The 2,658-nt window shown below is 45.7% G+C and carries 4 protein-coding genes; 1 reads left to right on the forward strand and 3 read right to left on the reverse strand.

Features of this window, described 5'->3' with window-relative positions; all coding sequences use genetic code 11:
* Positions 1 to 302: hypothetical protein (locus U9P07_08730; protein MEA2109488.1), on the forward strand; the 302-nt coding region annotated here is incomplete at its 5' end.
* Between the two features lie 338 nt (positions 303 to 640).
* On the opposite strand, the gene yfcE is transcribed toward U9P07_08730, so the two are convergent.
* The 3 genes from yfcE to U9P07_08745 form a co-directional block, all read right to left on the reverse strand.
* Entirely contained in the window at positions 641 to 1,204 is a 564-nt protein-coding gene (yfcE, locus tag U9P07_08735; protein ID MEA2109489.1) for a phosphodiesterase, read from the reverse strand.
* A 305-nt stretch (positions 1,205 to 1,509) separates the two neighbouring features.
* Positions 1,510 to 2,379: an alpha/beta fold hydrolase gene (locus U9P07_08740; protein ID MEA2109490.1), complete on the reverse strand. Its 870-nt coding sequence runs from the start codon at positions 2,377 to 2,379 to the stop codon at positions 1,510 to 1,512.
* A gap of 9 nt (positions 2,380 to 2,388) precedes the next feature.
* Positions 2,389 to 2,658, reverse strand: a 270-nt coding sequence (locus U9P07_08745) for a lipid-A-disaccharide synthase (protein MEA2109491.1), incomplete at its 5' end; no start/stop codon positions are given.

A 2,658-nucleotide genomic window follows, 5' to 3' on the forward strand; every position in this document is an offset into this window, starting at 1 on the left:
TTCGCGGGGGGACACTCTTGACTATCGCTCGCCCAGTGGAGGAACAGCTTGAATTTACTTTTAACGCGAAACTCAAGAATGTCCCCAATCCCGGTGACCCCGATTCCAATTTCCCCCGCCCTCCCTTAGTTAAATCAATAAATCAACAACGTCCCTTTTTTCCTTCAGCTACATACTGCTTTTCCTCTTTTTTTTTCGTGTTTTTCGTGTTTTTCGTGGTGAAATATCTTTTATCAGTTCGAAAAAGTCCAGGTTTTTGCCTTTGTCTTGGCAAGGTTCTCAGTGCCTCTGTGCCTCTGTGAGAGCCTGCTTTTTTCTCACTTAAATCAATAAATCAACAACGTCCCTGCTTTCTGCCCGCCTTCCTTCGCCTGCGGTACGTACTGGCTTGCACGTTTGCTTCGCCGTGCTTCGCGGGGGGACACTCTTGACTATCGCTCGCCCAGTGGAGGAACAGCTTGAATTTACTTTTAACGCGAAACTCAAGAATGTCCCCAATCCCGGTGACCCCGATTCCAATTTCCCCCGCCCTCCCTTTTTATTTTTTATGCAAGGCTTACTACAATATAGCAAGCTCTGTGAGAAATAATAAAAATTTGTCAATCTATAAACAAAGTCGAATGCTTACAATAATTTTAAGTTATTTTATTGAAAAAGTAAGGTTTTCTAAAATCTCGCCGGTTTCCAGATCAATAATATTTACCGTTCGCTGCAGGGTGTCTACCACTCCCACTGAGCCATTAATGTGATCTTTGGGTAACGCTGCCGACCCGGGATTAATATGAATCAGATGATTCTCTTTTTTCAACCTGCGGATATGGGAGTGTCCGGTAATCAGAAAATCAGCCCGGTATCGATGGGCTAAGCGGAGAAAATCCGCCATCCCTCCCTGATCTCCATGCATGACGCAATAACGTACTCCTTCCAATTGGGAAAACACCAATGGCTGGATGGGATAATTAAGTACGGTTTTATCCACATCTGAATCACAATTTCCCTCGGCAATCAAGAGGGGAACCGGGCTGCTGTTAAGCAAGTCGGCAAGTTCACTGGTCTGGTAACCAAAGGGGAAAGGATTCCTGGCCCCATGATATAACACATCTCCAGCATGAAAGATAAAATCCACGTCATTAAAGGGACCATCAATAGCCTGCCTCCAGGCCGATGCTGAACCATGGGTATCACTTATTATACCAATTTTCATTCGCTGCTCCTTTTAAACCGTACTACAGAAAAACGTCTATCCACTTGACTCTACTTATAACTATAATCGCTAAAATAATAATTTCAAGATTTATTGTAACTATTCAGCACATTGCATCGCTACTTAAGTAGTAAACTCGGGACTGTCCCCAGCTTCACCGGGGGCTGTCCCAGATGTTTACGGACTATGAAACAATGTCGACATGCGCCGCAAAAGCCTGGGACAGTCCCCTTTTAAACCAAAAGGCTCGGGGACAGTCCCGGTTTTGCTCACAGCAGTGCACTTCATAAAGATGTGCTGAATAGTTACGATTTATTGAGAAATTTATGAATATGTTCATAAACCCGGGAGCTCAACACCAGCATGAAATGACCAACAAGGTGAACTTTGCGATGCTCGGCACCTGGATAATCAGCATTCTCATTAGGAATAATCAGCTCATCAAAGTCGGAGGCAATGGAAAGCCGTTGTCGTGGACATTGTCCGGCTGAATATTCTTCTAACTGCGCCAGAAAAGATGATCCAGGCCTCAGGTCACGAACTACCGCCCCGATTCCAGCCGACCAGAGCCTGGTACCGCGGTGAGGTGTGCCAAGGGTAATCAACCGATGCACATTTTGTCGTTCATGACCATATTTTGCCACATACTGGCGACACACCAGCCCTCCCATACTGTGGCCAATCAAAGTCAGGGAAGTATCACCATTAATAATGGTATCAATAAATTTACCAAGCCGGCGAGCCTGGTTATCAATCGATGACATCTTATTCACCGGTTCAAGAATTCTGACCGTAAAACCATCCCGCACCAGACGCCACCTTAAGATCCACATGCAACCTTCATTCATCAGGTAACCGGGAACCAGGACAATCACCGATGTCTGGTTATCGTTCACCGGTTGACTTCTCATATGAAAGCATCGACAAATGAATTTCCGCAACCAGGCAGCCAGCAGCAGCGCCACCATAATAATGCTGCTCAGTGATTCAATCAGAGCTGCCCGAAAGGCGGCAAAAGAAAGGTGTCCGGGAAAATAAGGAGAGTAATCGAGTGGCGGAGGATCATAATCAGGACGATTACTGATTTCCAGCCAGCGGAACAAATAAGCCACCAGCCGGAAGCCCAAAAGTAAGAACAGCAGCAGACAAATAACAATAGTAATAAAGATGGCCATATGGATATGTCACTTATTTTTTAAACAGTCTACAACTTCCCGGGCCGCCCGCTTGGCACCGCCAGCCGGCCCCAGCAGACTTTTCACTTCTTTGAGGTCCACAACCATCTGATCAAACTTCTCCTGATGATCGATAATTTCCTGTACCCGAAGGTATATGGTTTGAGCATTAACCTCGTCCTGAATAAGCTCAGGAACCACCTCGCGACCGGCAATCAGGTTGACCAGGCTGATATGAGGTACGGAAATCAACTTTTTTCCGATCAAATATGACAACTT

It is taken from the genome of Pseudomonadota bacterium, from assembly GCA_034660915.1.
Taxonomy (GTDB): domain Bacteria; phylum Desulfobacterota; class Anaeroferrophillalia; order Anaeroferrophillales; family Anaeroferrophillaceae; genus DQWO01.

Coding starts and splice junctions, on each gene's coding strand:
- yfcE (MEA2109489.1), bottom strand. CDS start 1,204: ATGAAAATTGGTATAATAAGTGATACCCATGGTTCAGCATCGGCCTGG.
- U9P07_08740 (MEA2109490.1), bottom strand. CDS start 2,379: ATGGCCATCTTTATTACTATTGTTATTTGTCTGCTGCTGTTCTTACTT.